Here is a 26265-nt window from a genome sequence, read left to right as displayed (position 1 = left end):
CGCAAAATCTGAACGCTGCGCAGTACCTGTGGGAGCGGGTTTACCCGCGAAGAGGCCAGTATTTACAACACAACTCTCAAACATTGCCCCGCGTGGTACAGCGAGAACCCGGACTCGTAGAACGCAGTCCGCAACGAGGGCGCACTCACGCCCTTCATCGGCGAGAACGGAATCGGCAGGCTGCCCGCCTCCCCCTTCAGCAGGAACTCGGCAAACGCCCGGCCAATCACGGTCCCGGTGGTATTGCCCCGCCCGTTGTACCCGGTTACTGCCACCAGCCCCGGCGCCGGTTCGAACAGGCGCATCAGGTGGTCTGGGGTGAAGTCGATGCAGCCGGTCCAGTGCATTTCCCACTCGACCTTGCCCAGCTCCGGGTAATAGTGGCTCTGGATGCGGTCAGCCCAGCTGCGCACGAACCACGCCGGCTTGTTGTCGACCCGGCCCAGGCTGCCGAGCAGCAGGCGGCCCTGGTCGTCGCGACGGATGCTGCTGAGCACGGTGCGGGTGTCCCATGAGCCTTGGCCATGTGGCAGCACCTTGTCGGCTGCAGCACCCTGCAACGGCTTGGATGCCACCTGGTAGTAGTAGCCACGGAAGAACTGCTTCTGCAGGTTGCTCCAGTCGCCTTCGGTGTAGGCACCAGTGGAAATCACCACCTTGTCGGCGCGCACCGAACCACGTGCGGTCTTCACCCGCCAGGCATCGCCGTCACGCTCCAGGCCTTCGACCGAAGACTGCTGGAACAGCTTGCCACCCAGGCGTGCCACCGCTGCGGCCAGGCCCTGGGTGTAGCCCATGGGGTTGATGGTGCCGGCGCGGCGGTCGAGCAGCGCGGCGGAAATCTTGTCGGTGCCGCAGTATTCCTGGCATTGGGCGCCGGTCAGCAGCTCCACATCGGCACCACGGCGGCGCCATTGTTCGTGGCGGGCCTCGAGGTCGGCGATACCGGTGGCGTTGTGCGCCATGTGCAGCGTGCCTTTGTGCTGGGCCTGGCAGTCGATGCCAAGGCGCTCGATCATGGCGAACACTTCAGCCGGGGCCTCGCCGAGCACCTTGTTCAGGCGGCTGCCCTGCTGCAGGCCGAGGGTGGCCTCGACATCGTCCGGGCGGATCCAGGTGCCGGCGTTGACCAGGCCGACGTTGCGCCCGGAGCCACCGTGACCGATCTTCCAGGCCTCCAGCAGGATCACCGACTTGCCCTGTTCGAGCAGGTGGATGGCCGCCGACAGGCCGGTGATGCCGCCACCGATCACGCAGACATCGGCCTTGTGCTCACCGGCCAGGGCCTGGGCGGCGACGGTCGGTTTGCTGACGAATTCCCACAAGCATTCTTGACGCAGTTCGGACATGGCCCGGCTCCAGCAATTTGTTCTTGTTTGGGGCCGTTGTGCGGCCCATTCGCGGGTAAACCCGCTCCCACAGGTGCATCACAGGTTTCAAGAACTGTGTTGTACCTGTGGGAGCGGGTTTACCCGCGAACCGGGGGCCAGGCCCCCGGCCATGCAGCATCAGCCGATCAGTCGAACACGATACCCTGCGCCAGCGGCAGTTCGCGCGAGTAGTTCACGGTGTTGGTCTGGCGCCGCATGTAGCCTTTCCAGGCGTCCGAACCGGACTCACGGCCACCACCAGTCTCCTTCTCGCCACCGAACGCACCGCCGATCTCGGCGCCGCTGGTACCGATGTTGACGTTGGCGATGCCGCAGTCGCTGCCCGAGGCGCTCTGGAAGCGTTCGGCCTCACGGATGTCGGTGGTAAAGATGCACGACGACAGGCCTTGTGGCACTTCGTTGTTCAGGCGCAGGGCCTCTTCGAAGTCGTCGTAGGCCAGCACGTACAGAATCGGGGCGAAGGTTTCGTGGCGCACCACGTCGCTCTGCGCCGGCATTTCGGCGATGGCAGGCGATACGTAGTAGGCGTTCGGGTACTGATCGGCCAGCTGACGCTCGCCACCAAATACCTGGCCACCTTCGTCGCGGGCCTTGGCCAGCGCGCCTTGCATGGCGTCGAACGACTGCTTGTCGATCAGCGGGCCCACCAGGTTGTCCTTGCGTGGGTCGCCGATGCGCACCTTGCCGTAGGCGGCTTTGACGCGGGCAACCACTTCGTCCTTGATCGAACGGTGCACGATCAGGCGGCGCAGGGTGGTGCAACGCTGGCCGGCGGTGCCGACTGCGGAGAACAGGATGCCACGCACGGCCAGGTCGAGGTCGGCGCTCGGGGCCAGGATCATGGCGTTGTTGCCGCCCAGTTCGAGGATGCTGCGGCCGAAGCGGGCAGCCACACGTGGGCCGACTTCGCGCCCCATGCGGGTGCTGCCGGTGGCGCTGACCAGCGGTACGCGCGGGTCGTCGACCATGGCTTCGCCGGCTTCACGGCCGCCGATTACCAGTTGTGCCAGGCCGGCCGGGGCATCACCGAAGGCTTTCAGGGTTTTTTCGAACAGCGCCTGGCAGGCCAGAGCGGTCAGCGGGGTCTTCTCGGACGGTTTCCATACCACCGAGTTACCGGCGACCAGGGCCAGGGCAGTGTTCCAGGCCCAGACTGCGACCGGGAAGTTGAAGGCGCTGATCACGCCGACCACGCCCAGCGGGTGCCAGGTTTCACGCATGTGGTGGCCAGGGCGCTCGGAAGCGATGGTCAGGCCGTACAGCTGGCGCGACAGGCCAACGGCGAAGTCGCAGATGTCGATCATTTCCTGCACTTCGCCCAGGCCTTCCTGGGTGATCTTGCCGGCTTCGATCGAAACCAGCTCGCCGAGGTCGGCCTTGTGCTCACGCAGCACTTCGCCGAACAGGCGCACTAGCTCGCCACGGCGCGGGGCCGGCACGCTGCGCCAGGCTTCGAAGGCGCTCTGGGCCTGATCGATGCGGGCGATGGTCTCGGCCTTGCCGAGCAGTTTCACCGAGGCGATCTGGCTGCCGTCGATCGGCGTGTGAACAGGGTAGTCGCCCTGGGTGTAAGCCTCGGCAGCAACGCCAAGGCGCTCGAGCAGTCCAGCAACCATTTGTGCATCTCCTACATCGGGTGATGGGGTGGAAAAATGATGTGGATCAGTATTAATCCGATCACACCGGTGCAACAAACGACCTTTATTCCGCATATCATTCCGTCAGGTAATGATTTGAGCCGCAGAGACCGCTATGTCCAAACGCCTGGTGCCCTCCATGACCGCCCTGCAGTGCTTCGAAGCTGCAGCCCGCCATTTGAGCTTTACCCGTGCCGCCGAAGAGCTGCACCTGACCCAGAGCGCGGTCAGCAAGCAGGTGGCGCAGCTTGAAGACATGCTGCGCCACCACCTGTTCCTGCGTATCCGCCGCCGTCTGCAGCTGACGCCGGCGGGCAGCCTGTACCTGGCCGAGGTCAACAAGATCCTCACCCAGGTGGATATGTCCAGCCGCTATGTGCTCACCTACGGCGAGCAGACCGAGATATTGAAGGTAGCCACTCAGCCGAGTTTTGGCGTGCGCTGGTTGATCCCGCACCTCAAGGGTTTTGGCAAGCGCCACAACAACATCCACCTGGACATCCGCAACGAAATGGAGCCTTTCGCCCTGCTGCAAGGCTCGGCGGACGTGGTGTTCTTCTATGGCCAGGGCACTTGGCCGGGGGCCACCTGCGTGGAGCTGTTCGGTGAAGAGGTGGTGCCGGTATGTGCGCCGGAGTTGCTGGCCGGGCGTGAACTGAACGATGCCGGGGAGCTGGCCGAACTGGTGTTGCTGCAGAGCACCTCGCGGCCAGAGGCCTGGCACGAGTGGTTCCTGGAGTTGGGCTTGCAGAGCGTCAGCGCCTACCACGGGCCGCGCTTCGATACCTTCTACATGGCCTTGAGCGCGGCGCAGGCCGGGTGCGGGGTGGCGTTGGTGCCGCGCTACCTGGCGGCAAAGGAGCTGGCCGAGGGGAGTTTGGTGGTGCTGTGGAACCATGCGATGCGCAGTGCCGGGGCGCATTACCTGGCGTATGCCGAGCATGCGGCGGAGGTGCCCAAGGTAAGGGCGTTGGTGGAATGGATTCGCGAGCAGCTATCGACCTGAGGGCCTCTTCGCGGGTAAACCCGCTCCCACAGGTATCACGCAAGGCCTGAACCCTGTGAGGTACCCTGTGGGAGCGGTTACCCGCGAAAGGGCCCTTGAGGTCGATCAAAAAAGGAATGACACACTCACTTTTTTTCGCTTGTGAGCAAAGTGCATTCCCAGCTTTCATGTAAGCGTCCGAACCCAACCAGGAAGCTAGCGATGCCCGCCCACGATTTCGTCAGCCCCGACAGCATCCGCGCGCAGTTCTCTGCCGCCATGTCGCTCATGTACAAACAGGAAGTGCCCCTGTACGGCACGCTGCTGGAGCTGGTGAGCGAAATCAACCAGCAGGTCATGGCCCAGCAACCCGAGGTTGCCGAGGCCCTGCGCTGGACCGGCGAAATCGAGCGCCTGGATCAGGAGCGCCACGGAGCCATCCGTGTCGGCACCGCCGCAGAGCTGGCCACCATCGCCCGGTTGTTCGCGGTCATGGGCATGCAGCCAGTCGGCTACTACGACCTCAGTTCCGCCGGTGTGCCGGTGCATTCCACCGCCTTCCGCGCGGTGCACGAGCAGTCGCTGCACGTCAGCCCGTTCCGCGTATTCACTTCGCTGCTGCGCCTGGAGCTGATCGACAACCCGCAACTGCGCGAGCTGGCAGAGAGCATCCTGGCCAAGCGCCAGATCTTCACCGCCCGCGCCCTTGAGCTGATTGACCAATGCGAGCGCAATGGTGGCCTGAATGCCGCCGATGCCGAGGCGTTCGTGCAGGAAGCGCTGCACACCTTCCGCTGGCACCATGACGCCACCGTCACTGCCGAGCAGTACCAGCAGTTGCACGACCAGCACCGCCTGATCGCCGATGTGGTGGCCTTCAAGGGCCCGCACATCAACCATCTGACCCCGCGCACCCTGGACATCGATGCAATCCAGCTCGGCATGCCGGCCAAGGGCATCCCGCCAAAGGCCGTGGTCGAAGGCCCGCCCACTCGCCGCCACCCGATCCTGCTGCGCCAGACCAGCTTCAAGGCCCTGCAGGAAAAGGTTGCGTTCAGCGACCAGCAGGGCAGCGAAGGCAGCCACACCGCGCGCTTCGGCGAAATCGAGCAACGCGGCGCGGCGCTGACGCCGAAAGGCCGCCAGCTGTACGACAAGCTGCTCGACGCCACCCGCGCCGCCCTGGGTGGCGCCCCGGCCGAGGCCAATGCCGAACGCTACATGGCGTTGTTGAAGGACACCTTTGCCGAGTTCCCGGACGACCTGGCGCAGATGCGTGAACAAGGGCTGGCCTACTTCCGCTACTTCGCCACCGAGAAAGGCCTGGCTGCGCGTGACCAGGACGACCGCCCAACCACGCTGGAGGGGTTGATCGAGGCTGGCCATGTGCACTTCGAGGCGCTGGTGTACGAGGACTTCCTGCCGGTGAGCGCGGCGGGGATCTTCCAGTCCAACCTGGGTGACGATGCGCAGGCCGAGTACGGCAGCAACGCCAACCGCGATGCGTTCGAAGCGGCGCTGGGGCTGCAGGTGCAGGATGAGCTGGCGCTGTATGCGCAGAGCGAGCGTCGGTCGCTGCAGGCGTGTGCACAGGCGTTGAACCTGGGCTCGATGTAAGGCATTGCGGCCTCTTCGCGGGTAAACCCGCTCCCACAGGCTCGGTGCAGGCCTTGAGGTCAGCGCTGTCCTGTGGAAGCTTCGGCGCAGGCCTTGAGGCCAGTACTGTACCGGTGGGAGCGGGTTTACCCGCGAAGAGGCCGGTACAGGCGATCAGAGGGGCGGCAGGATCTGCACATCCGGCAAATCCATCGCCGCCACCTCCTCTTCCAGAAACGCGCTCAAACGCCGCAACCGCTCGCCCCCCGGCCGAGTGCGCGGCCACACCAGGTAATAATCCATCCCGCTGGGCACCGCCGTCGGCCAAGGCAAGCTCAAGCGCCCCTGCGCCACATCTTCGGCCACCATCAGCAAATCACCCATGGAAATGCCATAGCCACGCGCAGCGGCAATCATGCCCAGCTCCAGGGTGTCGAACACCTGCCCGCCCTTGAGCGAAACCTTGTCACTCAACCCCATGCGCTCCAACCATTCCCGCCAGTCGCGCTTGTCCACCGTGGGGTGCAGCAGTTCTATGCAGGCCAGCCGACGCTCGTCCCAGGGTTCCTCGTCGAGCAGGTCTGGCGCACCCACGGGGATCAGCAGCTCCGGGAACAACCTGCGCACTTCCCATTCCGGCGGGAACACCCCGTCGCTGAGCAACACCGCGCAATCGAACGGCTCCTGGTTGAAGTCCACATGGTCGACATCCATCCAGGCGCTGGTCAGCTGCACTTCGTTGCCAGGCTGCAAGTGGCGAAAGCGGCTAAGGCGCGCCAGCAACCAGCGCATGGTCAGGGTCGAGGGAGCCTTCATGCGCAGGATGTCATCCTCACCGCGCAAGGTATCGCAAGCCCGTTCCAGCGCGGCAAAGCCTTCACGCACACCGGGCAGCAGCACCCGCGCCGCTTCGGTCAGTTGCAGGCTGCGGCCACTGCGCACGAACAGGCGGCAGGCAAAATGCTCCTCCAGCGTGCGGATATGCCGGCTGACCGCGCTCTGGGTAATCGACAGCTCTTCGCCGGCACGGGTGAAGGAGCTTAGCCGCGCGGCGGCTTCGAATGCGCGCAGGGCATACAGCGGGGGGAGCTGACGGGACATGAGGCACCTGCCATACGGGGCTGTGAAATGAATCACCGGGAAGCATATATACATGAGTCAGACTCATGCCAATGATCGCATTTATCCTTTTGTGCAAAGTTGACCAAAGCCTCAGAATCGCCCTTCGTTGATCACCCCAGGAAAAGGACTGCCTCCATGCATGTCGCGCCCACCACAGAACTCAAGGCTTTGCTGCGCCTGGCCGGGCCGCTGATCGCCTCGCAGTTGGCGCACATGCTGATGGTGCTGACCGATACCCTGATGATGGCCCGCATCAGCCCGCAAGCCCTGGCTGGTGGCGGCCTGGGCGCGGCGAGCTACTCGTTCGTGTCGATCTTCTGCCTTGGCGTGATCGCTGCGGTCGGCACCCTGGTGGCCATTCGCAAGGGCGCCAACGACATCGAGGGCGCCACCCGCCTGGCGCAGGGTGGCCTGTGGCTGGCCTGGGGCCTGGCGCTGTTCGCTGCGCTGGTGCTGTGGAACCTTGAACCGGTACTGCTGCTGTTCGGGCAAAAGCCCGAGAACGTTGCCTCGGCCGCCGAATTCCTCACCCTGCTGCCACTGGCGCTGCCCGGCTACCTGACTTTCATGGCGTTGCGCGGCTTTACCAGCGCGCTGGGCCGGTCTACGCCGGTGATGGTCATCAGCCTGGTTGGCACGGTGCTCAACTACCTGTTCAACGTGGCGCTGATCGAAGGCATGTTCGGCCTGCCCAAGCTGGGCCTTATGGGCATCGGCCTGGTCACCGCGGTGGTGTCGATGGGCATGGCCATTGCCTTGGCGCTGTATATCCGTTGGCACCCGGCCTATGCCGCCTACCCATTGCGCAAGGGCCTGTCGCGCCCTTCGCTGCCGGCCCTGCGCGAGCTGTGGCGGCTGGGCCTGCCGATTGGCGGCACCTACATGGTGGAAGTCGGCCTGTTCGCCTTTGCCGCGCTGTGCATGGGCGTGCTGGGCAGTACCGAGCTGGCGGCGCACCAGATCGCCCTGCAGATCGTCTCCACGGCGTTCATGGTGCCGACCGGGTTGTCGTATGCGGTGACCATGCGCGTGGGGCTGTACTACGGCGCCGGCAACCTGCTGGCGGCGCGCAGCGCCGGGCGGGTGGGCATAGGCTTCGGGGCGATGATCATGTTTGCCTTCGCCGCGCTGTTCTGGCTGCTGCCCGATGCGCTGGTGGGGCTGTTCATCGACCGTGACGACCCGGCATTTGCGGCGATCTTCCAGCTGGCGGTGCAGTTGCTGATGGTGGCTGCGTGGTTCGAGCTGTTCGATGGCATGCAGACGATCGCGATGGGCTCGATCCGTGGGCTGAAGGATGCCAAGACCACCTTCCTGATCGGGTTGGTGTGCTACTGGCTGGTGGGGGCGCCGAGCGCCTGGCTGTTCACCTTTACCCTGGGCGGTGGCGCGGTCGGGGTGTGGTGGGGGCTGGCGTTGGGGCTGGCGTGTGCGGCGGTGGCACTGACCTTTGGCTTTGAGTGGCGGATGAAGCGGCTTTTAGGCAAGGCCGGGATTGGTGGAGCGGCGACGGCTTCGGCCTGACTTGCGGGCCTCTTCGCGGGTAAACCCGCTCCCACAGGGACTGCGCAGGGTCTGAATCCTGTGCAAAGCCTGTGGGAGCGGGTTCACCCGCGAAAGGGCCCTAAAGGGCTGTGCCCAACTGGCAGCCGGTCGCCTGCAGCAAGAACTCCATCAACTCCCCCACCGGCAGCGGCTTGCTGACCAGGAAGCCCTGCACCTGGTCACAGCCAAACCCGCGCAGCAACGCCATCTGCTCTTCACTCTCTACCCCTTCGGCCACCACCTCGAGGTTGAGGTTGTGCGCCAGGTTGATCATGGCGTGCACAAGCTTGCGGTTCTCCTCGCGCATTTCCATCTCCGCGACAAAGCTGCGGTCCACCTTGAGCAAGGTGATCGGCAGGCTGTTTAGGTGCACGAACGAAGAGAACCCGGTACCGAAATCATCGAGCGAGAAGCGCACACCCAGGCGCCCCAGGGCGTCCATGGTCTGGCGTACCAGCTCGTTGCGGCGCATCACCGCCGTTTCGGTGAGCTCGAATTCGAGCCAGCGGGCATCCACACCATGTTCGAGAATCAGGCGGCTCAAGGTCGCCAGCAACTGGCTGTCCTGGAACTGGCGGAAGCTCAGGTTGACCGCCATATGCAGCGGCTCCAGGCCGCGCTCGCACAGTGCCTGCATATCGCGCAGGGCTCGGGAAATCACCCAGTAGCCCAGCGGCACGATCAGGCCGCTCTGCTCGGCCAGCGGCACGAACTCGCTGGGCGGCAACAGGCCACGCTCGGCATGCCGCCAGCGCACCAGCGCCTCGAGGCCGACGATGCGCCCGTCGGCCAGGTTCAACCGCGGCTGGTAATGCAGCTCCAGCTCGTCCCGGCGCAGGGCGCGGCGCAATTCGCTCTCCAGATCGGCAAGGCTACGGGCGTTGCGATTGATGCGCTCGTTGAACACATGGAAGGTGCAACCCTGGCTGCCCTTGGCCTGGCGCATGGCGATGTGCGCATGCCACATCAGCGGGTCGGCACCACCCTGGGCGCGGGCATGGGCCAGGCCCAGGCTGCAGCCCAGCAGCAGGCTTTCGCCGTCAATCCAGTAGGGTTCGGCCAACGCCTCGACAATCCGCTCGGCAATCCACTCGGCACGGTTGGGGTCGCGTCGGGTGTCGATCAGCAGGGCGAACTCGTCGCTGCCCAGGCGCGCCAGTTGGTCGCCCGCCTCCAGTTGCTGTTTCAGCCGCGCCACCACCTGCAGGATCAGGCGGTCGCCGCTCTGGTGGCCAAGGGCGTCGTTGACGTGGCGGAAGTTGTCCAGGTCCAGGTGGCCGAGGGCAAGGCCACGGCCGTCGTTCTCGGCCAGGCGCGCGGTCAGCAAGGCCTGGAAGCCCTGGCGGTTGGCGATGCCGGTCAACGGGTCCTGCTCGGCCAGGCGCTGCAAGGTGGCCACCAGCACGCCGCGCTCGCGCACATGGCGCAGCGAGCGACGCAAGGTGTCAGCATTGAGCTGGTCACGCACCAGCCAGTCACTGACGGCGCTGGGCGCTAACTGAGGCTCGTGGTCGAGCAGCAGGATGGTCGGCAGCTCGCAGCGTCCAGGCGCGGGCTGCAGGGCCGGGGTTGCCAGCACGACAGCCTGGCGGTCCTGGTTGAACAGGCTGTCGACCGAGTCCCAGTTCGGCGCCGTCAGCAGCACGACGCTGCCACCCTGGGCAGGCATGCACTCGCGTAGCAGCGCGCCCCATTCCGGCTCATCGGCCAACAGCAGCAAACGCAATGGTTCGACAGGCGTGGACAAGCGGGCTCCTTAGGCTTCACGGTGCAACGGAAACTGCCAGGTATGCTACTGCATTAATGAAAATGGTTTTCAATTTAATACATGTTTCTACGGGTGTAGCATCCCGACGTATTTTGTCGTGCATCCTGCGCGAAACTGCGCCAGCCGGCAAATCCCGTTTACATATTTGACTCAGACGTCAGACGGTCGCGCCACAAACGCCCCATGCCTGTTAGAATGCGCGGCTATTTTCTGGCGACCCCCGGTTTCTAGCATGTCCCGACTCAATCCCCGGCAGCAGGAAGCCCGTGACTATGTCGGCGGCCCTCTTTTGGTGCTCGCCGGTGCAGGCTCGGGCAAGACCAGCGTGATTACGCGCAAGATTGCCCACCTCATCCAGAACTGCGGCATCCGTGCGCAGTACATCGTGGCGATGACCTTCACCAACAAGGCCGCCCGCGAGATGAAGGAACGGGTCGCCACCCTGCTGCGCCCGGGGGAAGGCCGCGGCCTGACTGTGTGCACATTCCACAACCTGGGCCTGAACATCATCCGCAGGGAGCACGAGCGCCTGGGCTACAAGCCGGGTTTCTCGATCTTCGACGAGTCCGACATCAAGGCGTTGCTGTCGGACATCATGCAGAAGGAATACTCCGGCGACGACGGCATCGACGAGATCAAGAACATGATCGGTGCCTGGAAGAACGACCTGATCCTGCCCGCCGAAGCCCTGGAGAAGGCGCGCAACCCGCGCGAACAGACTGCCGCCATCGTCTACACCCACTACCAGCGCACGCTCAAGGCGTTCAACGCGGTGGACTTCGACGACCTGATCCTGCTGCCGGTCAAGCTGTTCCAGGAACACCCCGATGTGCTGGAGCGCTGGCAGAACCGCGTGCGCTACCTGCTGGTGGACGAATACCAGGACACCAACGCCAGCCAGTACCTGCTGGTGAAGATGCTGATCGGCATGCGCAACCAGTTCACCGTGGTGGGCGACGACGACCAGTCGATCTATGCCTGGCGTGGCGCCCGGCCGGAAAACCTGATGCTGCTCAAGGAGGACTACCCCTCCCTGAAGGTGGTGATGCTGGAGCAGAACTACCGCTCCACCAGCCGCATCCTGCGCTGCGCCAACGTGCTGATTGCCAACAACCCGCACGCGTTCGAGAAGCAGCTGTGGAGCGAGATGGGCGTGGGCGACGAGATCCGCGTCATCCGCTGCAAGAACGAGGAAGCCGAGGCCGAACGCGTGGCCATGGAAATCCTCACCCTGCACCTGCGCACCAACCGCCCGTACAGCGACTTTGCCATCCTCTACCGCGGCAACTACCAGGCCAAGCTGATCGAACTGAAGCTGCAGCACCACCAGGTGCCGTATCGCCTGTCGGGCGGCAACAGCTTCTTCGGCCGCCAGGAGGTCAAGGACCTGATGGCCTACCTGCGTCTGCTGGTGAACCCGGACGATGACAACGCCTACCTGCGGGTGATCAACGTACCGCGCCGCGAAATCGGCTCCACCACCCTGGAAAAGCTCGGCAACTACGCCACCGAGCGCGGTATTTCGATGTACGCCGCCAGCGAGGAGCTTGGCCTGGGCGAGCATCTGGACGCCCGCTACACCGAGCGTTTGCAGCGCTTCAAGCATTGGCTGGACGGGGTGCGCCACAAGGTTGCCCTGGAAGACCCGATTGCCGCGCTGCACGAGATGATCCGCGATATCGACTACGAGAACTGGATCCGTCAGCAGACCGCCAGCGACAAGGCTGCCGAGTTCCGCATCAGCAACGTCTGGTTCCTGGTCGAAGCGCTGAAGAACACCCTCGAGAAGGACGAAGAGGGTGACATGACCATCGAGGACGCCATCGGCAAGCTGGTGCTGCGCGACATGCTCGAGCGCCAGCAGGAAGAGGAAGAGAACGCCGAAGGTGTGCAGATGATGACCCTGCATGCCTCCAAGGGCCTGGAATTCCCCTACGTGTTCATCATGGGCATGGAAGAGGAAATCCTCCCGCACCGCTCCAGCATCGAGGCCGACACCATCGAAGAGGAACGCCGCCTGGCCTACGTGGGCATCACCCGCGCGCGCCAGACCCTGGCCTTCACCTTCGCCGCCAAGCGCAAGCAGTACGGTGAAATCATCGACTGCACGCCCAGCCGGTTCCTCGACGAACTGCCACCGGACGACCTGGCCTGGGAAGGCCTCGACGATGCGCCGGTCGAGGTAAAGGCTGCACGGGGCAACAACGCCTTGGCCGATATCCGGGCAATGCTCAAACGCTGATCAACCATTACTCTTTAACTTTGCCGCTATTTGCGGCCACCTTTGCTACATCGAGGAAAACAAAGTGGAAGCACTGCATCAGAAGATTCGCGAAGAAGGCATCGTGCTTTCCGATCAGGTTCTCAAAGTCGACGCGTTTCTCAACCACCAGATCGATCCGGCGCTGATGCAGCTGATCGGTGACGAGTTCGCCCGCCTGTTCGCCGACGCGGGCGTGACCAAGATCGTCACCATCGAAGCCTCGGGCATTGCCCCGGCGGTGATGACTGGCCTGAAGCTGGGCGTGCCGGTGATCTTCGCCCGCAAGCACCAGTCGCTGACCCTGACCGAGAACCTGCTGACCGCCTCGGTGTATTCCTTCACCAAGCAGACCGAGAACACCGTGGCCATCTCGCCGCGTCACCTCAACAGCAGCGACCGCGTGCTGGTGATCGACGACTTCCTGGCCAACGGCAAGGCGTCGCAGGCCCTGATCTCGATCATCAAGCAGGCCGGCGCCACCGTGGCCGGCCTGGGTATCGTGATCGAGAAGTCGTTCCAGGGCGGCCGTGCCGAGCTGGACAGCCAGGGCTATCGCGTCGAGTCGCTGGCCCGGGTGAAGTCGCTGGAAGGTGGTGTGGTGTCCTTCATCGAATAAGGCCGCTACGCGATCTCTGTGGGAGCGGGTTTACCCGCTCCCACAGGGGACAGTATGTCCGAGTGTTTATTTCGCAGCCTGTAAACCCGCCAGCAGCAACCGCTGGTAAAGCTCTTCCTTCAGCCCCTGCGGCTGATCCAGCTGCATCCGCACAAGATGCCTCGCGTAGCCCTCGGGCCCCGGCGCATCCAGCGCTGCCTTGCCCAGCTCCAGTACCTCGCTCAGCTTGAACTTGCTCTTCAACCAGTTCAGCGCCCGCAGCAAATCCCGCTCTTCAGCCGTAAAGTCCGTGCCCAGCGGATACTCCGGGAACAACCGCGAGTGCCGCGCCCTGATCGCCTCCAGCCGCTGCGGCGTATTGTCGGTAAAGCACGCCTCCAGTTGAAAATCCTTGGCCAGCTTGCCGGCATCCTTTGCCTGCTCGATCAGCCCCTGCTGGAACCGCGAATCACATACCGCCAGCAACCGCGCAATCACCTCGCTGTCGGTCTGCCCACGCAGGTCGGCAATGCCGTACTCGGTCACCACGATATCGCGCAGGTGCCGGGGGATGGTGCAATGGCCATAGTTCCAGAACAGGTTCGAGGTCACCTCCCCGCCCGCCTCACGCCAGCTGCGCAGCAGCAGGATCGAACGCCCGCCCTCCAGCGCATGGCCTTGGGCAACGAAGTTGTACTGCCCGCCCACGCCACTGAGTACACGGCCATCCTCCAGCTGGTCGGCCACCCCGGCGCCGAGCAGGGTCATGCCGAACACGGTGTTGATGAAGCGCGCATCACGGCGTTGGCGGCGCTTGAGTTCCTCCTGCCCGTACAGCTCGTTGATGAAGCTGATACGCGTCATGGCAAACCGTGCGCGCTGTTCCAGCGGCATGTCGCGCAAGCGCTGGTAGAACGCCTGGGGGCCGAGGAAGAAACCGCCATGCAGCACTGCCGCCCCCTGCTCGTCCGCCGGGCGCCGCAACAGGCCCGCTTCGGCCAGCGCCAGCAAGCCGTTGACGAACATCTCGCTGCAGCCGTACAGGCCTTGGGCGAAGGTATCCAGGCCCCCTTCCCGTTCGATCAGCGCTTGCCACGAGCCAGCACCCAGCGCGTCGAGCACGGCACGATAACAGGCGTTGTCACCCTGGCGCGCCAGCAGTGCGGCAGCTACCGCATCGCCCATGGCACCAATGCCGATCTGTAGCGTGCCGCCGTCGCGAACCAGGCTGCTGGCGTGCAGGCCGATGCAGTGGTCCTGGGTGTTGACCGGCATGTTCGGCGTGGAGAACAGGCGGCGTTGCTCGGCTGTATCGATCAGCAGGTCGAACGCATCGATGGGTAGCTCGGCGTCACCCGGCATGTAAGGCAGCTCGGCATGCACCTGGCCGAGCATGAGGATGGTCTCGCCGGCGGCGCGGCGCTTGGCGATCATCGGCAGCAGGTCGAGGGTGATGTCGGGGTTGCAGGCCAGGCTCAGGTGCACCGGCCTCTCGGGCGTGGCGGCCACCAACTGCGCAATCAGGTTCAGGCCCTTGGCGTTGATGTCACGTGCTGCGTGGCTGTAGTTGCTGCTGATGTAGCTTTGCTGGGCCGAATCGCTATGCAGCAGGCTGCCGGGCTGCATGAAGAATTGTTCCACCTGGATGTTCGTCGGCAGGCTGTCGTTGCGCAGGTCGGCGAGGTAGGTAAGTTCTTCGTAGTCGGCGAAGACGCGCTCGACGAAGGGCTCGAGAAAGCGCCGCTGCAGGCCATCGCCCAGTGGCGGGCGGCCGAGGGACAGGGCCGTGTAGATGGTCAGCTGCCGTTCGGGCAGCTCGCGGATGCGGGCGTAAAGCGCGTTGACGAAGGCATTGGGCTTGCCCAGGCCCAGCGGCAGGCCCATGTGGATGTGGGCTGGCAGGCGCGACAGGACTTGCTCGACGGCCTGGTCGATGGAGCAGAGGTGCATCGGGGCCTCCTGAGACATCCATGGGTTCAGGGGTTGGACATGGGCTTTGGTGGGTTGGTTGCCTGTGCCGGCCCTTTCGCGGCTAAAGCCGCTCCTACAGAGACCTCACTGCCCTTGAGTCCTGTGCTGCACCTGTGAGTTCCCATAGGGGGCCCACAATCCTTGAAGCCTGCACTGTACCTGTGGGAGCGGCTTTAGCCGCGAAAGGGCCGGCACAGGCACCACAAAAACAAAGCCCGCCATCAATGGCGGGCCTCATGCAATTCAGCTGTTGCTCACAGCCCGGACATTTTCTTGATCGCCCCTTTCAGGTCGTCATCCGAGCAGTCTGCGCAGGTGCCTTTCGGTGGCATGGCGTTGATGCCGGTAATGGCCTTGGCCAGGATGCCGTCCAGGCCGCCCTGGTGGTCGGCGCGTTCCTTCCACGCCGCGGTATCGCCAATCTTCGGTGCGCCGAGCAGGCCGGAGCCATGGCAGGCATTGCAATGCTTGGCGATGATCTCGTCCGGCGTCTTGGCACCACCGCCACCTGCGGCGGCGGCTACTTCCATGCCTTTGCACTCCTGGCCCTGGACGCACACCTGGCCAACCGGCTCCAGGCGCTTGGCGATGTCATCATTGGTCGCAGCGGTTGCGCTCATTGCCCAGAGGGCGAATACGGCTGCTGGTACGGCCAGCATCTTCTTGATTTGGTTCACGCGAACACCCTCATGGTGGCTAATCACGCTCGCGGCCACGGATCGGCGAGCGTTGAAAAGTATAGCGGGAACCCAGAAGCCGTGAAACGACCCCACACGGGAAAGGGGTATTGCCGAATCAATGCACTGCGCTGGATCAAAAGTTTGAAGGCGTCGCCGCACTGATCAGCCGCGCCGGCCGGTCGAACGGGTTGCGAAAGCGGTGCGGGCGGGTGCTTTCGAAGTAGTAGCTGTCGCCCTCTTCAAGGATGAAGATCTCGTTGCCGACCACCAGCTCCAGGCGGCCTTCGAGCAGGATGCCGGTTTCTTCACCGTCATGGGTAAGCATTTCGGCGCCGGTGTCGGCACCCGGTGGATACACCTCGGTGAGAAAGGCGATGGCACGGTTGGGGTGCGACTTGCCGACCAGCTTCATGGTCACCGCACCGTCGGAGATATCGATCAGCTCATGAGCCTTGTAGACGATCTGCGTAGGGCTTTCAGGTTCCAGTTCGACCGAGAAGAACTCGACCATCGACATGGGGATGCCGCTCAGCACCTTGCGCAGCGAGCTGATCGACGGGCTCACGCTGTTCTTCTCGATCATCGAGATGGTGCTGTTGGTCACGCCGGCACGCTTGGCGAGTTCACGCTGGGACAGGCCCTTGAGCTTGCGGATGGCTTGCAGTCGTTCGCCGACGTCCAAAGCTGGAGCCTCCTGAAACGGTGGAAAGGGGGGTGAATGTGAACGATATCATGGCAATGCCGTTCAGTATTTACAACACACCGCCCCTCAACCTGTCCGCTTCAGCGTGTCATTCGCCGATGTAGTCCCGAGGTACCCGCTTCAGGTTGCAGAAAATCTGGTACGGAATGGTACCCGCGTGCGCAGCCACTTCACTGGCCAGCACATGCTTGCCCCACAGTTCGACGGGGCTGCCGACGGTGGCTTCCGGCACATCGGTCAGGTCGATGCTGAGCATGTCCATCGACACCCGGCCGATCAGTTGGGTGCGCTTGCCGGCGACCAGCACCGGGGTACAGTTGGGCGCCTGGCGCGGGTAGCCATCGGCATAGCCCATGGCAACGACGCCAACGCGGGTTGGCCGTGGGCTGACGAACTTGGCGCCATAGCCCACCGGCTCGCCGGCAGGCAGTTCGCGCACGCTGATCACCCGCGATTGCAGGGTCATCACCGGTTGCAGGCGCTCGGCCTGGGCCTGGGCCACTTCGAACGGTGTGGCACCGTACAGCATCAGGCCCGGGCGCACCCAGTCGCTGGGGGCCTGCGGCCAGCCCAGCACACCGGGGGAGTTGCGCAGGCTGCACTCGGCGGCCAGGCCCTGGCGGGCGGCCTCGAACACGGCGATCTGCTGGGCGGTAGCGTCGGCATCCAGTTCGTCGGCGCGAGCGAAGTGGCTCATCAGCACGATGCGCGCGACCTTGCCGCTGGCCAGCAGGCGCTGGTAGGCCTCGTGGTAGTCCTTGGGGTGCAGTCCGACGCGGTGCATGCCGCTGTCGAGCTTGAGCCAGACGGTGAGCGGCTTGTGCAGCTGGGTCCTTTCGATCGCTTCCAGTTGCCACAGCGAGTGCACCACACACCACAGGTCGTGCTCGGCGATCAGGGCCAGTTCGCTGGCTTCGAAGAAACCTTCCAGCAGCAGCACCGGGGCCTTGATACCGGCGGCGCGCAGCTCCAGCGCTTCTTCGATGCAGGCCACGGCAAAGCCGTCGGCTTCGGCCTCCAGGGCCAGGGCACAGCGCACGGCGCCGTGGCCGTAGGCGTCGGCCTTGATCACGGCGAGGGCTTTGGCACCGGTCAGTTCACGGGCCAGACGGTAGTTGTGGCGCAGGGCCTGGAGGTCGATCAGGGCGCGGGCGGGACGCATGGCGGCTGCCTTATGGTGGTTCGGGTTGAAATCGGTGTTGGGTTCTTCGCGGCTAAAGCCGCTCCCGCAGGGGACCGCACAATGCCCAAGCACATGCGATCCCTGTGGGAGCGGCTTTAGCCGCGAAGAGGCCGGTGCAGGCTATTACTGCTGGTGAGCCGGCGCAGTCTGCCCGTGCTTGGCCACTTCCGGGCTATTGCCATAACGGGAAATGTCCAGGCCTTCGGCACTGATCTGCGGCTTCTTGCGCGCAATCAGGTCGGCCAGCAGGCGACCGGAGCCGCACGCCATGGTCCAGCCCAAAGTACCGTGACCGGTGTTCAGGAACAGGTTGCGGAACGCCGTGGCACCAACGATCGGCGTGCCGTCCGGGGTCGCCGGGCGCAGGCCGGTCCAGAAGCTGGCCTGGCTCAGATCACCGCCGCGAGGATAAAGGTCGTTGACGATCATCTCCAGCGTTTCGCGCCGACGCGGGTTCAACGACAGGTCAAAACCGGCGATCTCAGCCATGCCGCCGACGCGAATACGGTTGTCGAAACGGGTAATGGCAACCTTGTAGGTCTCGTCGAGAATGGTCGAGGTCGGAGCCATGTCGGCGTTGGTGATCGGCACGGTCAGCGAGTAGCCCTTCAGCGGGTACACCGGGGCCTTGATGCCCAGCGGCTTGAGCATCTGCGGCGAATAGCTGCCCAGCGCCAGCACGTAGCGGTCGGCGGTTTCCAGCTTGCCGTCGATCCACACGCCATTGATGCGGTCACCCGCGAAGTCCAGGCGCTGGATGTCCTGGCCGAAGCGGAACTCCACGCCCAGCTTCACGGCCATTTCGGCAAGCTTGGTGGTGAACAGCTGGCAGTCGCCAGTCTGGTCGTTTGGCAGGCGCAGGGCGCCGGCCAGGATGTCCTTGACGCCAGCCAGGGCCGGTTCGACGCGGGCAATGCCGTCGCGGTCGAGCAGCTCGTAAGGCACACCGGACTGCTCCAGCACGGCAATGTCCTTGGCCGCGGCATCCACCTGGGCCTGGGTACGGAACAGCTGGGTGGTGCCCAGGCTGCGGTTTTCGTAGGCGATGCCGGTTTCGGCGCGCAGTTCGTCGAGGCAGTCACGGCTGTACTCGGACAGGCGCACCATGCGCTCCTTGTTCACCGCGTAACGGCTGGCGGTGCAGTTGCGCAGCATCTGTGCCATCCACAGGTACTGGTCGACGTCGCCGGTGAGCTTGATGGCCAGGGGCGCGTGGCGCTCCAGCAGCCATTTGATGGCCTTCAGCGGCACGCCTGGGGCGGCCCAGGGCGAGGCATAGCCGGGCGAGATCTGGCCGGCGTTGGCAAAGCTGGTTTCCATGGCCACCGCCGGCTGGCGATCGACCACCGTTACTTCGAAACCTTGCCGGGCCAGATAGTAGGCACTGGCGGTTCCGATCACACCGCTACCAAGTACCAGAACTCGCATCGTTTTATCCCTCGCACGCGGCGCGCCGCAGACTTTTATTGAAATGGCATGAATGCGCGCAGTATAGGAATTTGAAGGCAGTGCAATTCACTATATAAAAGCCTATTATTGGCGAGAATTCTCGGCAAAATCGCCTTTCACGGAGGGGCATCCCCTATGAGAACCCAGCACCAGAGCAAGCGTGAACTGGACAAGATCGACCGTAACATCCTGCGTATCCTGCAGAATGACGGGCGTATTTCCTTCACCGAACTGGGCGAGAAAGTTGGGCTTTCCACCACCCCTTGCACCGAGCGGGTCCGCCGCCTGGAGCGCGAGGGCATCATCATGAGCTACAACGCCCGCCTTAACCCGCAGCACCTCAAGGGCAGCCTGCTGGTGTTCGTGGAAATCAGCCTGGACTACAAATCGGGCGACACCTTCGAGGAGTTCCGCCGCGCGGTGCTGAAACTGCCCCACGTGCTGGAATGCCACCTGGTTTCAGGCGACTTCGACTACCTGGTGAAGGCGCGTATTTCCGAGATGGCCTCTTACCGCAAGCTGCTCGGCGACATCCTGCTGAAGCTGCCGCACGTGCGCGAATCGAAGAGCTACATCGTGATGGAAGAGGTGAAGGAGAGCCTTTGCCTGCCGATACCGGACTGAAGTCAGACCAGCACTTGGCGGGTAGTGGCAATGAACTGGTGGACCAGCTGCTCGGCAGCGGGCTCGATCATCTGTTCAGGGCCACGGCCACGCGGGCAGGCCAGGCGCGGGGTGGTGCCGAACAGGCGGCAGATCATCGGGCGCTCTTTATACACCGTGCAGCCGCTGGGGCCCAGGTGCACACAGTCCAGGCGCTCCAGGGCGGCGTCCTGCTCGGCCTGGGACTTGCGCGGCAGGCGGGCCATTTCTTCCGCCGAAGTGGTGACCGGGCCGCAGCAGTCGTGGCAGCCGGGCTCACACTCGAAGGAAGGGATGAGTTCGCGCAGGAAGTGGATCTTGTGGCGGTTGCAGGACATGGCAAGGTACAAGTTTGAGAGCTGAGGTTGGATTATAGGGCCAATCGCCGGCAAGCCGGCTCCCACAGGTACACCGTCGGTCTCAAGTGCCACGCGGACCCTGTGGGAGCTGGCTTGCCGGCGATGAGGCCGGTTGCCCCTCCCCGAAGCCCCGGCTTATCCTCCTCCCCCTCAGCCCACCAGCCTCAGGACCTGCCCAATGATCCACAGCGCGCAGCACGCCGCCTCCTACTACGCCGCCAGCAGCGCGCCACACCCCGACCACTCCTTCCTGCAAGGCGAGCACAGCGCCGACGTGTGTATCGTTGGCGGCGGCTACTCGGGCCTGAACACCGCCATCGAACTGGCCGAGCGCGGCTTTTCGGTCATCCTGCTGGAGGCGCGCAAGCTCGGTTGGGGCGCCAGCGGGCGCAATGGTGGCCAGCTGATCCGTGGCGTTGGCCACGGCCTGGAGCAATTCCTCCCGGTCATCGGCGAGGAAGGCGTGCGCAGCCTGAAACTGATGGGCCTGGAAGCGGTGCAGATCGTCCGAGAGCGCGTCGAAAGGCATGCCATCGCCTGCGACCTGACCTGGGGTTACTGCGACCTGGCCAACAAACCCGCCGAGCTGCTGGGCTTTGCCGAGGATGCTGAAGAACTGCGCAGCCTTGGCTACGCACATGAACTGCGCCTGGTCGGCAAGGACGATATCCACAGCGTGGTCGGTGCCGACTGTTATGTCGGCGGGCTGGTCGACATGGGTTCCGGGCACCTGCACCCGCTCAACCTGGCCCTGGGTGAAGCTGCCGTGGCCAGCCGCCTGGGCGTGAAGCTGTTCGAGCAGTCCGAGGTCACACGCATCGATTACGGCCCGGAAGTACAGGTGCACACCACCCAAGGCCGGGTACGCGCCAAAACCCTGGTGCTGTGCTGCAACGCCTACCATAACGACCTCAACCGCGAGTTGGGCGGCAAGGTGCTGCCAGCCGGCAGCTACATCATCGCCACCGAGCCACTGGGCGAAGAACGTGCCCGTTCGCTGCTACCGCAGAACATGGCGGTATGTGACCAGCGTGTGGCACTGGACTACTACCGCCTGTCCGCCGACCAGCGCCTGTTGTTCGGCGGTGCCTGCCACTATTCGGGCCGCGACCCGAAGGACATCGCCGCCTACATGCGGCCGAAGATGCTCAAGGTATTCCCGCAACTGGCCGACGTGCGCATCGACTACCAGTGGGGCGGCATGATCGGCATCGGCGCCAACCGCCTGCCGCAGGTTGGCCGCCTGGCAAGCCAGCCGAACGTGTATTACGCCCAGGCCTACTCGGGCCATGGGCTCAACGCCACCCACCTGGCTGCGCGCCTGCTCGGCGAGGCCATCAGCGGCCAGGAAAGCGGGCGTTTCGACCTGTTTGCCAAGGTGCCACACATCACCTTCCCCGGCGGCAAGCACCTGCGCTCGCCGCTGCTGGCGTTGGGGATGCTGTGGCATCGCCTGAAAGAGCTGATCTGAAAGCTGCGCGGTCCCTGTAGGAGCGGCCTTGTGTCGCGAAAGGGGTGCGTAGCGCCCCCAGGTTTTCAGCTTCGCCGCAAATATCGCTGGGGCCGCTCTGCGGCCCTATCGCGACACAAGGCCGCTCCTACATCGACCGCGCAACATCTGTATGGTCAGTCTTTCCAGAAGGGCTTACGCCCTTCGGCCCGGGCCTGCTCCCAGCTCAGCCCGATATCGCGCAACTCGTCGTCAGTCAACTGCAGCAGCGCCCTGCGGGTGTGCCAGCGATGCAGCATCAGCCCCCAACGCCCCAACCCTTTCGGCGCGTTGAACACCTTGGCTTGCTGCCCGGCTTCCAGTTCCTTGGCCAACAGTTGCAAGCGCACATCGCTCATGCCACCCATCACCGCATCCTCTCGTTCAGTTGATACTGTGGAGAAAGCATGCGCGTCGACAGCCCCGGCAATACAGATCCAATACAGCCTTATTATTCCCATACAGAATTGGCCGCAGGCCGACTGAATGCTGTATTTTCAGCGCAACTGTACCGGTCGCCACGCTATTGCAGCGCAGGAGTATGCCGTGACCCTTTACCTGAACCTCGCCGAACTGCTCGGTGCCCGTATCGAACAGGGCCTCTACCGCCCCGGCCAGCGCCTGCCGTCAGTGCGCGCCCTGAGTGTGGAGCACGGGGTCAGCCTGAGCACCGTGCAGCAGGCCTACCGCATGCTGGAAGACAGCGGCATGGTCTCGCCCCGGCCCAAGTCCGGCTACTTCGTCAACGACCACCGCCACCTGCCGGCCCTGCCCGCCGTCAGCCGCCCGGCCCAGCGCCCGGTGGACATCTCGCAATGGGAGCAGGTGCTCGAGCTGGTGCGCAGTACCCCACGCCAGGGCGTGATTCAACTCGGTCGCGGCATGCCCGACATCGACAGCCCCACCCTCAAGCCACTGCTGCGCAGCCTTGCCCAACTGAGCCGGCGGCAGGACATGCCCGGGCTGTACTACGACAACATCCACGGCAACATGGCCCTGCGCGAACAGGTGGCACGGCTGATGCTCGACTCCGGCTGCCGCCTTGGCCCGGCCGACCTGGTGATTACCACTGGCTGCCATGAGGCGCTGTCCTGCAGCATTCGAGCGGTATGCGAGCCGGGCGATATCGTCGCGGTCGACTCCCCCAGCTTCCACGGCGCCATGCAAACCCTCAAGGGCCTGGGCATGAAAGCCCTGGAAATCCCCACAGACCCGGTTACCGGCATCAGCCTGGAGGCGCTGGAGCTGGCATTGGAGCAGTGGCCGATCAAGCTCATCCAGATCACCCCCAGCTGCAACAATCCTCTCGGCTACATCATGCCGGAGGCTCGCAAGAAGGCACTGCTGAGCCTGGCCCAGCGCTACGATGTGGCCATCCTGGAAGATGATGTATACGGCGACCTGGCCTACACCTACCCGCGCCCACGCACCGTCAAGTCGTTTGACGACGACGGCCGCGTGTTGCTCTGCAGCTCTTTCTCAAAGACCCTCGCCCCCGGCCTGCGGGTTGGTTGGGTAGCGCCCGGTCGTTACCTGGAGCGGGTGCTGCACATGAAATACATCAGCACCGGAAGCACGGCCAGCCAGCCGCAGTTGGCCATTGCCGACTTCATCGCCGGCGGGCACTACCAGCCCCACGTACGGCGCATGCGCAGCCAGTACCAGCGTGGCCGCGACCTGATGAGCGACTGGGTGACCCGCTACTTCCCGGCGGGCACCCGGGTCAGTCGACCGCAAGGTGGCTTCATGCTGTGGGTGGAATTACCCGAACATTTCGATACGCTGCGCCTGAACCGGGCTTTACTGGAGCAGGACGTGCAGGTTGCCGTGGGCAGTATTTTCTCGGCCTCGGGCAAGTTCCGCCACTGCCTGCGCATGAACTTCGCCGCACGGCCCACGCCGCAGATCGAAGCTGCCGTGCGCAGGGTTGGTGAAACCGCCCTTCGTCTACTGGAAGAAGAAAGCGCCGGCGCGTAACTTTGCGCCGCCCGCCACGGTCCAACCATTTAAGCCTTTGCTGCACAGGACGATCCACCCTTGAGACTCCAGCGAGCCCTGCCTCTGCTGCTGGTGCTACTGCTTGGTCTTGCCGGCTGTGCCAGCGTCGGCACGCCCCGCGAAACCAGCCAGGCGTTACCCGCCAACGACTCGGCCTTCGGCCGCTCGGTACTGCGCCAGGCCGCGCCGTACGACGGCCGCTCGGGCTTTCGCCTGCTGCCCAACAGCAACGAGGCGTTCCGCGCCCGTGCCGAACTGATCCGCAACGCCCAGGCGAGCATCGACCTGCAGTACTACATCGTCCACGATGGCCTCAGCACTCGTGCACTGGTTCATGAACTGCTGCGCGCCGCCGACCGTGGCGTGCGTGTGCGCATCCTGCTCGACGACACCACCAGCGATGGCCTGGACGTCATCATGGGCACCCTCGATGCCCACCCGAACATCCAGATACGGGTGTTCAACCCGCTACACCTGGGCCGCAGCACCGGCGTGACGCGCGCGGTGGGCCGCCTGTTCAACCTGTCGCGCCAGCATCGGCGCATGCACAACAAACTGTTCCTGGTGGACAACAGCATGGCCATCGTCGGCGGGCGCAACCTGGGCGATGAGTATTTCGATGCCGAACCCAACCTCAACTTCACCGACATCGACTTGCTGGGTGTCGGCCCGGTGGCCGAACAGCTCGGCCACAGTTTCGACCAATACTGGAACAGCGCCCTGAGCCGGCCGATTACCGACTTTCTCTGGCGCGACCCGGATGCCAGCGACCTGCGCGCCAGCCGCCACCGCCTGGAAATTTCACTGGCCGAAGCCAGGACCCAGCGCAAAGCCCTGTATGACCGCTTGATGGCCTACCAGTCGCAGCCGCGCCTGGATGTGTGGCGCAACGAGCTGATCTGGGCCCATGCCCAGGCGCTGTGGGATGCGCCGAGCAAGGTGCTGGCCGATGACGAACCGGACCCGCAACTACTGCTGACCCAGCAACTGGCTCCTGACTTGAGCAAGGTGCAACGCGAGCTGATTCTGGTATCGGCGTACTTCGTGCCCGGCGAGTCCGGCCTGCTGTACCTCACCCACAGCGCCGACGCGGGTATCTCGGTCAAGCTGCTGACCAACTCGCTGGAGGCCACCGACGTGCCGGCAGTGCATGGCGGCTATGCACCATACCGGCGGGCACTGCTGGAGCATGGCGTACAACTGTATGAGCTGCGCCGCCAACCCGGTGACCCCGGCGCCCGGCACAGCTTGAGCTTCCATGGCAGCTCGGACTCGAGCCTGCACAGCAAGGCGATCGTGTTCGACCGGCGCAAGACCTTCATCGGCTCGTTCAACTTCGACCCGCGTTCGGTGTTGTGGAATACCGAGGTCGGAGTGCTGGTGGACAGCCCGGAGCTGGCCGAGTACACCCGGGCACTGGCGGTACAGGGCATGGCCCCGGCCTTGAGCTATCAGCCGACGCTGGTGGGTAACCAGATGGTGTGGGTGACCGAAGAAAATGGCAGGCGACGCATGCTCACGTCCGAGCCGGGCGGGATTTGGCGGCGGTTCAATGCCTGGATCAGCAAGGCGGTTGGCCTGGAGAAGATGTTGTAGCGACGATTTTGGGGCTGCTTTGCAGCCCATCGCGGCGCAAGGCCGCTCCTACATGGGATCGCGTATCTCCTGTAGGAGCGGCCTTGCGCCGCGATGGGCCGCAAAGCGGCCCCAAAAAACAATCAGGCAGAAGCCGGCTCAAACGCTCCGCGCCGCCGGGTCAACACCACCAACCCCGCAGCCCCCGCCGCCATCAGCAACGGCAATGCATGCCCACTGATCCACTGGCTCCCTGCCCCAGCCAGCAAAGGCCCAAGCAGGCAGCCGATACCCCACAGCTGCGCCACATGGGCGTTGGCCCGCACCAGCGCATCATCCCGGTAGCGCTCACCAATCAGCACCAGCGACAAGGTGAACAAGCCCCCCGCACTGGCCCCGAACAGCACCCACAGCGGCCAGATCGCTGGTGTATGCAGCAGCACCGGGATCGCCAGGCTGGATACCAGAAGAGTGACCGCACAGCCAGTGAACAGAGCGCGCCGCGACATATGATCGGCCAGCGCACCGATGGGCAGCTGCAGCACCGCGTCGCCCACCACCACGGTACTGACCATGAAAAGGGCGATTTCGGTGCTGAAGCCCTGTTGCAGGCAATACACCGGCAACAAGGTCAGGATCATCGCCTCGAACGAGGCAAACAGGGCAATGGCCCAGGCGATCACCGGCAAGCGCCGGCAGAAGGCGAACAGGTCGCCGAAGGTGACGCTGCAGGCCTCTGTGCTGGGTGCCCCGCCACGGCCCAGGAGAATCAGCGGCGCCACCAGCAGCAGGCCGGTAGCGGCCCAGAAGCCGAAGTCGTCATCCGAGCCAAGAAAGCCCAGCACCAGCGGCCCGGCCAGCTGGCTTAGGGCATAGCTGCTGCCGTACAGCGCCACCAGGCGGCCACGCCATTGCTCGACTACCAGCTGATTGATCCAGCTTTCACCCAGTATGAACACCACGGTCAGCGACATACCGATCAGCAACCGCAGCAGTAGCCACAGCGGGTAACTGGGCAGCAGTGCGACCAGGCCAATCGACAGCGCCCCGCCCCACAGGCACAGGCGCATGGCTGAGGGCACACCGACCCAGCCGGCCAGGCGACTGGCCAGGCTGGCACCTACCAGCACGCCCAGCGCCGGCATCGCGGCCATCACACCGATGGCGAAGCTGCCGTAGCCCCAGGCCTCCAGGCGCAGGGATACCAGCGGCATGCTCACGCCGAGTGCCAGCCCGACGCTTAGCACCGATGCCAGTACGGCGAAGTAGGTACCCCAACGCATCCTTGACCTCTTGAGTTCTTGGGGCTGCTTT

The 26265-nt window shown here is 64.3% G+C and carries 21 protein-coding genes; 9 read left to right on the top strand and 12 right to left on the bottom strand.

Translation table 11 applies throughout. The annotated features are described in order from the left end of the window. Nucleotides 1–62: 62 nt before the first annotated feature. Both WM94_RS01225 and WM94_RS01220 read right to left on the bottom strand, forming a co-directional pair. Complete coding sequence (locus WM94_RS01225; RefSeq protein ID WP_013974769.1) at nucleotides 63–1349, bottom strand: FAD-binding oxidoreductase; 1287 nt, start codon at nucleotides 1347–1349, stop codon at nucleotides 63–65. A 167-nt stretch (nucleotides 1350–1516) separates the two neighbouring features. Beyond that, the gene (locus WM94_RS01220; RefSeq protein WP_061550252.1) at nucleotides 1517–3007 is read right to left on the bottom strand and encodes an aldehyde dehydrogenase family protein; all 1491 of its coding nucleotides are present in this window, start codon (nucleotides 3005–3007) and stop codon (nucleotides 1517–1519) included. A gap of 136 nt (nucleotides 3008–3143) precedes the next feature. On the opposite strand from WM94_RS01220, the gene WM94_RS01215 reads away from it, so the two are divergent. Both WM94_RS01215 and WM94_RS01210 read left to right on the top strand, forming a co-directional pair. Continuing rightward, nucleotides 3144–4034, top strand: a complete 891-nt coding sequence (locus WM94_RS01215; protein ID WP_061550251.1) for a LysR family transcriptional regulator — start codon at nucleotides 3144–3146, stop codon at nucleotides 4032–4034. A 201-nt stretch (nucleotides 4035–4235) separates the two neighbouring features. Then, nucleotides 4236–5630: a VOC family protein gene (locus WM94_RS01210; protein WP_061550250.1), complete on the top strand. Its 1395-nt coding sequence runs from the start codon at nucleotides 4236–4238 to the stop codon at nucleotides 5628–5630. 153 nt (nucleotides 5631–5783) lie between these two features. On the opposite strand, the gene WM94_RS01205 is transcribed toward WM94_RS01210, so the two are convergent. After that, nucleotides 5784–6710 carry a LysR substrate-binding domain-containing protein gene (locus WM94_RS01205; RefSeq protein WP_015272317.1) on the bottom strand — a complete coding sequence of 309 codons (927 nt, stop codon included), beginning with the start codon at nucleotides 6708–6710 and terminating at the stop codon, nucleotides 5784–5786. Between the two features lie 156 nt (nucleotides 6711–6866). On the opposite strand from WM94_RS01205, the gene WM94_RS01200 reads away from it, so the two are divergent. Beyond that, nucleotides 6867–8255 carry a NorM family multidrug efflux MATE transporter gene (locus WM94_RS01200; RefSeq protein WP_024087906.1) on the top strand — a complete coding sequence of 463 codons (1389 nt, stop codon included), beginning with the start codon at nucleotides 6867–6869 and terminating at the stop codon, nucleotides 8253–8255. 100 nt (nucleotides 8256–8355) lie between these two features. On the opposite strand, the gene WM94_RS01195 is transcribed toward WM94_RS01200, so the two are convergent. Beyond that, entirely contained in the window at nucleotides 8356–10023 is a 1668-nt protein-coding gene (locus WM94_RS01195; RefSeq protein ID WP_061550249.1) for a bifunctional diguanylate cyclase/phosphodiesterase, read from the bottom strand. Nucleotides 10024–10276: 253 nt separating this feature from the next. Between WM94_RS01195 and rep the strand changes: the two genes are divergently transcribed. Beyond that, on the top strand, nucleotides 10277–12286 hold the full coding sequence (rep, locus tag WM94_RS01190) for a DNA helicase Rep (RefSeq protein ID WP_015272320.1): 2010 nt from the start codon (nucleotides 10277–10279) through the stop codon (nucleotides 12284–12286). A gap of 64 nt (nucleotides 12287–12350) precedes the next feature. Beyond that, on the top strand, nucleotides 12351–12923 hold the full coding sequence (locus WM94_RS01185) for a xanthine phosphoribosyltransferase (RefSeq protein ID WP_003253535.1): 573 nt from the start codon (nucleotides 12351–12353) through the stop codon (nucleotides 12921–12923). 66 nt (nucleotides 12924–12989) lie between these two features. On the opposite strand, the gene WM94_RS01180 is transcribed toward WM94_RS01185, so the two are convergent. The 5 genes from WM94_RS01180 to dadA form a co-directional block, all read right to left on the bottom strand. After that, nucleotides 12990–14852 carry an acetyl-CoA hydrolase/transferase C-terminal domain-containing protein gene (locus WM94_RS01180; RefSeq protein ID WP_061550248.1) on the bottom strand — a complete coding sequence of 621 codons (1863 nt, stop codon included), beginning with the start codon at nucleotides 14850–14852 and terminating at the stop codon, nucleotides 12990–12992. 275 nt (nucleotides 14853–15127) lie between these two features. Beyond that, on the bottom strand, nucleotides 15128–15532 hold the full coding sequence (locus WM94_RS01175) for a cytochrome c5 family protein (protein ID WP_038408395.1): 405 nt from the start codon (nucleotides 15530–15532) through the stop codon (nucleotides 15128–15130). Nucleotides 15533–15686: 154 nt separating this feature from the next. Then, nucleotides 15687–16235 (bottom strand): cupin domain-containing protein, encoded by a 549-nt coding sequence (locus tag WM94_RS01170; protein ID WP_013974777.1) that lies wholly within the window; start codon nucleotides 16233–16235, stop codon nucleotides 15687–15689. A gap of 109 nt (nucleotides 16236–16344) precedes the next feature. Beyond that, the gene (alr, locus tag WM94_RS01165) at nucleotides 16345–17418 is read right to left on the bottom strand and encodes an alanine racemase (protein WP_061550247.1); all 1074 of its coding nucleotides are present in this window, start codon (nucleotides 17416–17418) and stop codon (nucleotides 16345–16347) included. A 144-nt stretch (nucleotides 17419–17562) separates the two neighbouring features. Beyond that, nucleotides 17563–18867, bottom strand: a complete 1305-nt coding sequence (gene dadA, locus WM94_RS01160) for a D-amino acid dehydrogenase (protein WP_013974779.1) — start codon at nucleotides 18865–18867, stop codon at nucleotides 17563–17565. A 156-nt stretch (nucleotides 18868–19023) separates the two neighbouring features. Between dadA and WM94_RS01155 the strand changes: the two genes are divergently transcribed. Continuing rightward, nucleotides 19024–19512 (top strand): Lrp/AsnC ligand binding domain-containing protein, encoded by a 489-nt coding sequence (locus WM94_RS01155; protein WP_061550246.1) that lies wholly within the window; start codon nucleotides 19024–19026, stop codon nucleotides 19510–19512. A gap of 2 nt (nucleotides 19513–19514) precedes the next feature. Here WM94_RS01155 and WM94_RS01150 read toward each other — a convergent pair whose 3' ends face one another. Further along, on the bottom strand, nucleotides 19515–19868 hold the full coding sequence (locus WM94_RS01150) for a YkgJ family cysteine cluster protein (protein WP_061550245.1): 354 nt from the start codon (nucleotides 19866–19868) through the stop codon (nucleotides 19515–19517). 199 nt (nucleotides 19869–20067) lie between these two features. Here WM94_RS01150 and WM94_RS01145 point away from each other — a divergent pair, with 199 nt between their 5' ends. Next, nucleotides 20068–21360, top strand: a complete 1293-nt coding sequence (locus WM94_RS01145) for an FAD-binding oxidoreductase (RefSeq protein WP_061550244.1) — start codon at nucleotides 20068–20070, stop codon at nucleotides 21358–21360. 155 nt (nucleotides 21361–21515) lie between these two features. On the opposite strand, the gene WM94_RS01140 is transcribed toward WM94_RS01145, so the two are convergent. Beyond that, nucleotides 21516–21746 carry a DUF1127 domain-containing protein gene (locus tag WM94_RS01140; RefSeq protein ID WP_024087912.1) on the bottom strand — a complete coding sequence of 77 codons (231 nt, stop codon included), beginning with the start codon at nucleotides 21744–21746 and terminating at the stop codon, nucleotides 21516–21518. Nucleotides 21747–21924: 178 nt separating this feature from the next. On the opposite strand from WM94_RS01140, the gene WM94_RS01135 reads away from it, so the two are divergent. After that, complete coding sequence (locus WM94_RS01135; protein WP_024087913.1) at nucleotides 21925–23355, top strand: PLP-dependent aminotransferase family protein; 1431 nt, start codon at nucleotides 21925–21927, stop codon at nucleotides 23353–23355. 60 nt (nucleotides 23356–23415) lie between these two features. Beyond that, nucleotides 23416–24972 carry a phospholipase D family protein gene (locus WM94_RS01130; RefSeq protein ID WP_061550243.1) on the top strand — a complete coding sequence of 519 codons (1557 nt, stop codon included), beginning with the start codon at nucleotides 23416–23418 and terminating at the stop codon, nucleotides 24970–24972. Between the two features lie 122 nt (nucleotides 24973–25094). Here the strand turns inward: WM94_RS01130 and WM94_RS01125 are convergent, their stop codons facing one another. Further along, on the bottom strand, nucleotides 25095–26234 hold the full coding sequence (locus WM94_RS01125; RefSeq protein ID WP_039612331.1) for an MFS transporter: 1140 nt from the start codon (nucleotides 26232–26234) through the stop codon (nucleotides 25095–25097). Nucleotides 26235–26265: the final 31 nt, after the last annotated feature.

The organism is Pseudomonas sp. ABFPK, from assembly GCF_001586765.1.
In the GTDB taxonomy this organism is placed as follows: Bacteria; Pseudomonadota; Gammaproteobacteria; order Pseudomonadales; family Pseudomonadaceae; genus Aquipseudomonas; species Aquipseudomonas asiatica.
The sequence above is the reverse complement of the archived record's forward strand: the minus strand, read 5'-3'. Positions and strand labels throughout refer to the sequence as shown.

Excerpts from the sequence above, each read along its gene's own strand:
- WM94_RS01225 (WP_013974769.1), bottom strand. The coding sequence starts at position 1,349 with ATGTCCGAACTGCGTCAAGAATGCTTGTGGGAATTCGTCAGCAAACCG.
- WM94_RS01205 (WP_015272317.1), bottom strand. The coding sequence starts at position 6,710 with ATGTCCCGTCAGCTCCCCCCGCTGTATGCCCTGCGCGCATTCGAAGCC.
- WM94_RS01175 (WP_038408395.1), bottom strand. The coding sequence starts at position 15,532 with ATGCTGGCCGTACCAGCAGCCGTATTCGCCCTCTGGGCAATGAGCGCA.
- WM94_RS01155 (WP_061550246.1), top strand. The coding sequence starts at position 19,024 with ATGAGAACCCAGCACCAGAGCAAGCGTGAACTGGACAAGATCGACCGT.
- WM94_RS01180 (WP_061550248.1), bottom strand. The coding sequence starts at position 14,852 with ATGCACCTCTGCTCCATCGACCAGGCCGTCGAGCAAGTCCTGTCGCGC.
- WM94_RS01200 (WP_024087906.1), top strand. The coding sequence starts at position 6,867 with ATGCATGTCGCGCCCACCACAGAACTCAAGGCTTTGCTGCGCCTGGCC.
- rep (WP_015272320.1), top strand. The coding sequence starts at position 10,277 with ATGTCCCGACTCAATCCCCGGCAGCAGGAAGCCCGTGACTATGTCGGC.
- alr (WP_061550247.1), bottom strand. The coding sequence starts at position 17,418 with ATGCGTCCCGCCCGCGCCCTGATCGACCTCCAGGCCCTGCGCCACAAC.
- WM94_RS01150 (WP_061550245.1), bottom strand. The coding sequence starts at position 19,868 with ATGTCCTGCAACCGCCACAAGATCCACTTCCTGCGCGAACTCATCCCT.
- WM94_RS01145 (WP_061550244.1), top strand. The coding sequence starts at position 20,068 with ATGATCCACAGCGCGCAGCACGCCGCCTCCTACTACGCCGCCAGCAGC.
- WM94_RS01140 (WP_024087912.1), bottom strand. The coding sequence starts at position 21,746 with ATGGGTGGCATGAGCGATGTGCGCTTGCAACTGTTGGCCAAGGAACTG.
- WM94_RS01220 (WP_061550252.1), bottom strand. The coding sequence starts at position 3,007 with ATGGTTGCTGGACTGCTCGAGCGCCTTGGCGTTGCTGCCGAGGCTTAC.
- WM94_RS01210 (WP_061550250.1), top strand. The coding sequence starts at position 4,236 with ATGCCCGCCCACGATTTCGTCAGCCCCGACAGCATCCGCGCGCAGTTC.
- WM94_RS01215 (WP_061550251.1), top strand. The coding sequence starts at position 3,144 with ATGTCCAAACGCCTGGTGCCCTCCATGACCGCCCTGCAGTGCTTCGAA.
- dadA (WP_013974779.1), bottom strand. The coding sequence starts at position 18,867 with ATGCGAGTTCTGGTACTTGGTAGCGGTGTGATCGGAACCGCCAGTGCC.
- WM94_RS01125 (WP_039612331.1), bottom strand. The coding sequence starts at position 26,234 with ATGCGTTGGGGTACCTACTTCGCCGTACTGGCATCGGTGCTAAGCGTC.